Source organism: Modestobacter sp. SYSU DS0904, from assembly GCF_054051115.1.
In genome coordinates this window covers 1-7,357 of record NZ_JBJHAQ010000068.1, presented here as the reverse complement: position 1 = coordinate 7,357, position 7,357 = coordinate 1, and the positions used below count along the sequence as shown (strand labels likewise).

Sequence of the window (7,357 nt, the reverse complement as noted above, 5' to 3'; positions counted from 1 at the left end):
CGCCCCCGCCCACTGTGCCACGAGACCGGCCTACCCCCCCCCCCCCCCCCCCCCCCCCCCCCCCCCCCCCCCCCCCCCCCCCCCCCCCCCCCCCCCCCCCCCCACGCCGATCCCCGAGGAGCTCCCCATGGACGCCGTCACCCAGGTCCCCGCGCCGCGCAACGAGCCGGTCGGCGACTACGCCCCCGGCTCGCCGGAACGGGCCGCGCTCCAGCAGCGGCTCACCGAGCTGGCCGCCTCGCCGGTCGAGCTGACCGCCACCATCGGCGGGCAGCAGCGGATGGCCGGCGGCGCCGCGTTCGACGTCGTCGCCCCGCACCGGCACGCCCAGGTGCTCGGCACCTCGGCCGCCGCCACCGCCGCGGACGCGCAGGAGGCGGTGCGCTGCGCCAAGGACGCCGCACCCGGCTGGTCGGAGCTGTCCTTCGACGACCGAGCCGCGGTCTTCCTCAAGGCCGCCGACCTGCTGGCCGGGCCGTGGCGGCAGACCCTCAACGCCGCCACGATGCTCGGGCAGAGCAAGACCGCGTTCCAGGCCGAGATCGACTCCGCGTGCGAGCTGATCGACTTCTGGCGCTTCAACGTGCACTTCGCCCGGGAGATCCTCGCCGAGCAGCCGGTGTCGGGCCCCGGGGTGTGGAACCGCGTCGACCACCGCCCGCTGGAGGGGTTCGTCTACGCGGTCACCCCGTTCAACTTCACCGCGATCGCCGGCAACCTGCCCACCGCGCCGGCGCTGATGGGCAACACGGTCATCTGGAAGCCGGCCCCCACCCAGCAGTTCGCCGCGCACTTCCTCATGCGCCTGCTCGAGGCCGCCGGCCTGCCGCCGGGCGTGATCAACATGCTGCCGGGCGACGGCGTCGCCGTCTCCGAGGTCGTGCTCGCCGACCGCGACCTGGCCGGCATCCACTTCACCGGCTCGACCCCGGTGTTCCAGCACCTGTGGCGCACCGTGGGGGAGAACATCGCCGGCTACCGCGGCTACCCGCGGATCGTGGGGGAGACCGGCGGCAAGGACTTCATCGTCGCCCACCCCTCCGCCGACCCCGACGTGCTGCGCACCGCGATGATCCGCGGCTCCTTCGAGTACCAGGGGCAGAAGTGCTCGGCGGCCTCGCGGGCCTACGTGCCGCGCAGCCTCTGGGGGCGGATCCGCGACGACCTGATCGGCACCGTCGAGGAGCTCCCGATGGGCGACGTCACCGACTTCTCCAACTTCATGGGCGCGGTCATCGACCGGAAGTCCTTCACCAAGCTGTCGACGGTGCTCGAGTCGGCGAAGGACGACGACGCGCTCACCGTGGTCGCCGGTGGCACCGCCGACGACAGCGAGGGCTTCTTCGTGCGGCCGACCGTCATCGAGGGCACCGACCCCGGGCACGAGGTCTTCACCACCGAGTACTTCGGTCCGGTGCTCGCGGTGCACGTCTACGACGACGCCGACTACGACCGGGTGCTCACCCAGATGGAGTCGGTCGCGCCCTACGCGCTGACCGGCGCGATCATCGCCCAGGACCGGACGGCGATCGACCACGCGCGCCGCTTCCTCCGGCACGCCGCCGGCAACTTCTACGTCAACGACAAGCCGACCGGGGCCGTCGTCGGCCAGCAGCCCTTCGGCGGCGGCCGCGGCTCGGGCACCAACGACAAGGCGGGGGCGAAGCAGAACCTCCAGCGCTGGACGTCGACCCGGTCGATCAAGGAGACGTTCGTCCCCGCCACCGACCACCGCTACCCGCACATGTCCTGATCGCGCCCCTCCGGGCCGCACCGCGGCCAGGAGCCGTGCCCGGCTCGTGCTGAGCCGCTCGCGCGGCGGCCCGGTGCCGTTCCCGACTCTCGCCGGGGCGGGGATGGCACCTGGCCGCGGTCGGAGGCCGGTAGGCCGACCAGTGTCAGGGCAGCTGGATCTCCCGCTCGGCGCAGAGCTCGGCGAGGAAGTCGGCGACCGTCTCCTCCACGGAGCCCTCGCCGGGCACCACCGCGCCGGGCTCGTCCTCGCCGAGCGGCTCGAGGGTGTCCAGCTGGCTGCGCAGCAGGCTCGGCGGCATGTAGTGCCCCTGGCGCTTGGCCAGCCGCTCGGTGAGCACCTCCTCGGAGGTGTTCGCGTGCGCGAACCACACCGACGGGTTGCCCTCGCAGAGCACGTCGCGGTAGCTGCGCTTGAGCGCCGAGCAGGTGAGGATGAACGACTTCCCGGCCTCCTCGTGCTCGCCGATCAGCTCGGCGATACGGCGCAGCCACGGCCAGCGGTCCTCGTCGTCGAGCGGCGTGCCGCCCCGCATCTTCTCGACGTTCTCCGGCGGGTGCAGGTCGTCACCTTCGATGAACTCCCACTGCAGCCGCCGGGCGAGCTCGGTCGCGATGGTCGACTTGCCGGAGCCGGAGACCCCCATGACGACGATGCTGGTGGTCGCCGGGATGCTGGACGCGGATGCCATGCCCAGACCGTAGGGACTCGGAGCAGGACTTGGGAACCGGGGGCGGAGGAACGCAGGCGTGACCACGACGGAGCCGCGGAGCTCGCTGTGGCAGATCCCTGCCGTCCGGTCGCTGTTCTCCCTCAACCTGCTGGGCTTCCTCAGCTACTCGCTGCTGCTGTCGGCGCTGCCGGCGCACGCCGCGGCGGTCGGCTACGGGCTCACCGCCGCCGGGTCGGTCACCACGGTCTTCCTCGGGGTGACCGTGCTGGGCCAGCTGGCGGTACCGGCGCTGGTGAACCGGCTGGGGGTCACCCCGGTGCTCATCGGCGGGCTGCTCGCCATCGGGCTGCCCTCGCCGTTCTACCTGCTCTCCGACGACCTGGGCTGGTTCGCCGCCGTCTCCGCCGTCCGGGGCCTGGGGTTCGCGGTGATCACCGTGCTCGGCTCGACGATCGCCGCCCAGGTCGTGCCGCCCGAGCGCCGCGGGGAGTCGATCGGCCTGTACGGGCTGGCGATCGCCGTCCCGATGCTGGGCGCGGTGCCCGGCGGCACCGCGCTCACGCTGGCCGGCCACTTCGGGTGGGTGGCCGCCCTGGCCGCGGCCCCGGCCCTCGCGTGCGTGTTCGTGCCCGCCCTCGGGCGGGCGATGGCGAAGGTCGAGACGCCGAGCACCCGGCCGGGCTCCGCACGCCGGGCGGTGCGGGCGTCCGTGGCGCCGTCGCTGGTGCTGCTGGTGGTCACCTTCGCCGCGGCCGGGTTCTTCACCTTCCTGCCGATCGAGCGGCCCGACGGGGCACTCGCCCCGGTGGCGCTGCTCTGCTACGGACTGACCAGCGGGCTCGCCCGGTGGCGGGTGGGGGTGCTGGTCGACCGGCTGGGCGCGCGGGCGCTGCTGCCCGGCACGCTCGCGGTGGGGGTGGCCGGGCTGCTGCTCATCGCCTGGGGGCTGGTGGCCGGTGGCGCGGCCGGTGCGGCGGCGGTGCTCGGCGGCTCGCTGCTGCTCGGCGTCACCTACGGCGCGGTGCAGAACCTCACCCTGGTGGTCGCGCTGGCGCGCGCCGGCAGCGGGCCGCCGGCCACCGTGAGCGCGGTGTGGAACGCCTGCTACGACAGCGGGACGGCGACCGGCGCGCTGCTCGTCGGCGCGGTCGCCGCCGGGGTCGGGCTGCCCTGGACCTACGTGCTCATCGCTGCGCTGCTGGCCGCAGCGCTGCCGCTGGCCACCGTGCTGGGCCGGACGCCGGTGGGCGCCGCACCCCGCTGAGCTGTCGGATCCGGCTCAGCTGTCGAACGGGCTCAGCTGCCGGAGCCCAGCCGCTGCCGGGCGACCTCGGCCAGCCGGGTCACCGTGCGGACCTCCTCGGCGGCGCTGCGCAGCCAGCCCCGCAGCCCCTCGACGTCGCCGCGGTTGCGGTCGCGCAGCTGGCCGAGGAGCACCTGCCGGGTGCTCGCCTGGGCGCGCATCGCGGTGGGCAGCGTGCGCCCGGCCTGGCGGGCCAGGACGGTGAAGCCGGCGCCGACGTAGACCAGCTCACGGGTGTCGGTGAGGCCGGCGAGCAGCCGCTCGGCCTCCTCGGTGCGGCCGGCCTCCACCAGCTGCAGGTACTCGCGGGCGCGGGCGGCGCCGAGGTCGGCGGGTGAGTTCGAGGGTGCGGTCACGCCCTCCACTGTGCCTCGCCGGCTCACTCCCGGCGCAGCTCGCCGGTGTCGACGAACCGTTCGGCGATGTCGCGGACCTTGGTGTTGGTGTCCATCGACACCTGGGCCAGCGCCGAGAACGCCTGGTCGGCGGTGAGCTTCAGGCGCTCCATCAGGATGCCCTTGGCCTGGTCGATGACCGCCCGGGAGTCCAGTGCCGCGCGCAGGTGCTCGGCGCGGGCGACGGCGCTCTCGTAGAGGTACATGTTCGACACCGGGACGACGGCGTAGGCGGCGAACCGGCCGGCCAGGGCGAGCGTGCGCTCGTCCAGCGGGCGGTGGCTGCGGGCGTAGACGTTCAGCCCGCCGGAGATCAGCTCCTGCGGCGGCAGCGGGTAGGACAGCAGGCTCCGGCAGCCTTCCTCGGCGGCGAGCCGGGGGAAGGGTGCCCAGCGCGGCTCGGCGTCCATGTCGGCCACCTCGATCGGCCGGCCGGTGGTGGCGGCCTCCAGGCAGGGACCGGCGGAGTGGGCGTACTGCGCCTCGTCCAGCGTCCGGGCGAGCTCTCCGCTGGCGGCGACGGTCGAGGGGCGGTCGGCGGTCACGATGGTCACCGAGATGACCGGCTGCCCGGGGAGCACCCGGGCGGCGAGGTCGGTGACCTTCTGCAGGACCGACTCCAGCGAGTGGTCGGCGAAGGACATCCGGCCGAGCTCGTCGAAGGCGAGCTGGGCGAGGGCCTCGTCGGGATCGGGGGAGGGGGGTGTCACGGCGGAACTCCGGCAGGGGTCGGCACCGGGCAGCGCATGTGCCGGCGGGATGCGAGCTCCCGGGATCCCGGGGGCTCGACAGGGCTGGGGTGAGGAACCCCGTGCCGCACGCCGGCTGTGTGACGTGCACTCGTTGGGGGCAGCATAGCCGGGCCGCGGTCGGGCTCCCCAGAACGAGGGCCGGGCCTCCGGCGCCGGACGTCGGGGGCCGAAACCCGGTACCGCGCTGCTCATGCCCTCCCGGGTCGCCCGGGAGCGATCAGCAGGCGGGTCCAACCACGGCACGCCTGCGTGCGGGGCCTCAGTGCGGGGCTCCTGCCGAGGTCGACACCCCGGTGCACCGCGGACCGGAGCGACGCGTGTCCCCTGCCGCCAGTCCCCTGAGCGACACGACCAGCCCCGTGAGCGACACCGCCCGCGCCGCCCTGGAACGGCTCGGGAGCATCACGCTGCGCGACCAGTCGATGGAGTCGCTGCTGCAGACAGTCGTCGATCTGACGACCGAGGTCCTCCCGGGGAACCCGGAGGCGTCGGTCTCGCTGGTGCTGCACGACAAGCCGATGACCACGTCCGCGTCCGGCCGGCTGGCCGTGGAGCTCGACGAGAGCCAGTTCGGCCGGGGGTACGGACCGTGCCTGCACGCGGCCGCGACGGGCGAGCTGACCGTCATCCCCGACAACGGCACGGAGCAGCGGTGGCCCGACTACGTCCGGCGCGCCTGGGAGCAGGGCTGCGGCAGCTCGCTGTCGGTGCCGCTGCGCCTCGAGGAGCCCGGCCTCGTCGGTGCGCTGAACATCTACGCCCACGAGCCGCACGCCTTCGACGACGCGGTGCAGGTCGCCGCCACCCACATCGCGCCCTACGCCGCGGTGGCGGTGGCGGTGGCCAATCTGTTCGCCTACCGGAGCGCGCAGGAGCGGGCCGAGAATCTGCAGGCGGCACTGGAGTCCCGCGCGGTGATCGACCAGGCCAAGGGCGTCCTCATGGAGCGGTACGAGCTCAACGCCGACCAGGCGTTCCAGACGCTGGCGGCGGTCTCCGTGCACACGAAACCCCGGGTCCGGGAGATCGCCGAGCGGCTCGTGACCACCGGGGAGTTCGACCTCCGGTCGCTGACCCGCTGACCAGTCGTCCGATTGCCGGAGCGGGCTCCGGGGCAGGACCGCTGGCACGACCGGTCGGGCGCCGGCGCGCGAGCGGTCGAGGTTCGGCGGTCGAGAAGACGGCCGCCGAGCCGCCTCGCCCACCTGCCGGGCTGGGTAGCCTCGGGCCATGACGACGTCCGAGGTGCACGGGGGACTGGGCGACGTGCTGAGCCAGGTCGCCCGCCGGCTCCAGGAGGAGCACGGCGACGTCGAGGCGACGCTGCGGGCGATCGCGACCGCGGCGGTCGACACCGTGCCGCATGCCCACGACTGCGGGATCACCTACGTGACCGGACGGGCCACGGTCGAGCCGCGGGCCTGGACCAGCGAGCTGCCGCGATCGGTCGACCGCCTGCAGCAGGAGCTCGGGGAAGGGCCGTGCATCGACGCGGTCTGGGACCAGGAGGTCATCCTGCTCGATGACGTCGGCACGGAACAGCGCTGGCCGCGGTTCGCCGCTCGGGCGGCGGAGCTGGGCGTGGGCAGCATCCTGTGCTTCAAGCTCTTCGTCGAGGGCGGGCAGATGGGCGCACTGAACCTCTACGCCCGCGATCCCCACGCCTTCGACGACGAGTCGTGCGAGGTCGGCCGGCTGTTCGCCAGCCACGCCGCCGTGGCGCTGGCCGGCGCCGAGCACGAGCAGAACCTGCGCGGCGGGATGGCCCACCGCGACGTCATCGGCCAGGCCAAGGGGATCCTGATGGAGCGGCACAAGCTCACCGCCGACCAGGCGTTCGCCGTGCTGGTGCAGACCTCGTCGCTGACCAACCGCAAGCTGCGCGACCTCGCCGACGAGCTCACCGCGACCGGTCAGCTCCCGCCGGCCGAGCGCCGATCCCGGCCCGGGCCGGCCGGGTACCAGCTGCCACAGTGATCGCCCTCGGTGCAGATCCAGCGCAGGGTCCACACCAGCCCCCGGCGGGTTCGTGAAGCCGTAGCTCCCGAGGTCAGGCCCCATCAGTCGAGCCCACTGGCTGCTGGAGTCGCCTCGCTGCAGCGGGGCTCCGCCTGTCCGCCGCTGGCGAGCGCGGCAGGCAGCCGCGGGATCAGCCGTCCTGATGGACGACGGTGCCGCCGGATGGTGTCCAGGTGATGTGACCGTTCTCGAAGTCACTGCGCCGGCCACCGTCGACGCTGTACTCGTCCGACGTGGGGAAGCCGAGGGCGGACTTCTCCCAGCCCAGTGCGGCCCAGGTGCTGCGGATGGCGCCGCGGACCTCGTGGGCGCCGGTGGCCGGTGACCAGTAGATCGAGCCGTTCTGGAAGTGGTTGTAGGCGCCGGTCTTCTCCGGGGTGGGCGTCTCGTCGGTGGTGGGGAAGCCGAGGGTGGAGTTCTCCCAACCCAGTGCGGCCCAGGTGGCGCGGATGGCGCCGCGGA

8 protein-coding genes are annotated in these 7,357 nt (G+C 73.9%); 4 read left to right on the top strand and 4 right to left on the bottom strand.

The window, feature by feature from the left end; translation table 11 throughout:
- The first annotated feature begins 127 nt into the window (after positions 1–127).
- Entirely contained in the window at positions 128–1,753 is a 1,626-nt protein-coding gene (gene pruA, locus ACI79U_RS21190) for an L-glutamate gamma-semialdehyde dehydrogenase (protein WP_457071860.1), read from the top strand.
- 145 nt (positions 1,754–1,898) lie between these two features.
- Here pruA and ACI79U_RS21185 read toward each other — a convergent pair whose 3' ends face one another.
- Positions 1,899–2,444 (bottom strand): gluconokinase, encoded by a 546-nt coding sequence (locus tag ACI79U_RS21185; protein WP_457071858.1) that lies wholly within the window; start codon positions 2,442–2,444, stop codon positions 1,899–1,901.
- Positions 2,445–2,502: 58 nt separating this feature from the next.
- Between ACI79U_RS21185 and ACI79U_RS21180 the strand changes: the two genes are divergently transcribed.
- Positions 2,503–3,690, top strand: a complete 1,188-nt coding sequence (locus tag ACI79U_RS21180) for an MFS transporter (RefSeq protein ID WP_457071856.1) — start codon at positions 2,503–2,505, stop codon at positions 3,688–3,690.
- 32 nt (positions 3,691–3,722) lie between these two features.
- Here ACI79U_RS21180 and ACI79U_RS21175 read toward each other — a convergent pair whose 3' ends face one another.
- Entirely contained in the window at positions 3,723–4,085 is a 363-nt protein-coding gene (locus tag ACI79U_RS21175; protein ID WP_457071853.1) for a hypothetical protein, read from the bottom strand.
- Positions 4,086–4,108: 23 nt separating this feature from the next.
- Entirely contained in the window at positions 4,109–4,834 is a 726-nt protein-coding gene (locus ACI79U_RS21170; RefSeq protein ID WP_457071851.1) for an ANTAR domain-containing protein, read from the bottom strand.
- A gap of 401 nt (positions 4,835–5,235) precedes the next feature.
- Between ACI79U_RS21170 and ACI79U_RS21165 the strand changes: the two genes are divergently transcribed.
- Both ACI79U_RS21165 and ACI79U_RS21160 read left to right on the top strand, forming a co-directional pair.
- Complete coding sequence (locus ACI79U_RS21165) at positions 5,236–5,958, top strand: ANTAR domain-containing protein (RefSeq protein WP_457071850.1); 723 nt, start codon at positions 5,236–5,238, stop codon at positions 5,956–5,958.
- A gap of 148 nt (positions 5,959–6,106) precedes the next feature.
- Complete coding sequence (locus ACI79U_RS21160) at positions 6,107–6,853, top strand: GAF and ANTAR domain-containing protein (RefSeq protein WP_457071848.1); 747 nt, start codon at positions 6,107–6,109, stop codon at positions 6,851–6,853.
- A 172-nt stretch (positions 6,854–7,025) separates the two neighbouring features.
- Here ACI79U_RS21160 and ACI79U_RS21155 read toward each other — a convergent pair.
- On the bottom strand, positions 7,026–7,357 hold a 332-nt coding region (locus ACI79U_RS21155; RefSeq protein WP_457072701.1), incomplete at its 5' end, for an LGFP repeat-containing protein.

What these genes read in the sequence shown, in the direction of transcription:
- pruA (WP_457071860.1), top strand. Translation starts at nt 128, where the DNA reads ATGGACGCCGTCACCCAGGTCCCCGCGCCGCGCAACGAGCCGGTCGGC.
- ACI79U_RS21185 (WP_457071858.1), bottom strand. Translation starts at nt 2,444, where the DNA reads ATGGCATCCGCGTCCAGCATCCCGGCGACCACCAGCATCGTCGTCATG.
- ACI79U_RS21160 (WP_457071848.1), top strand. Translation starts at nt 6,107, where the DNA reads ATGACGACGTCCGAGGTGCACGGGGGACTGGGCGACGTGCTGAGCCAG.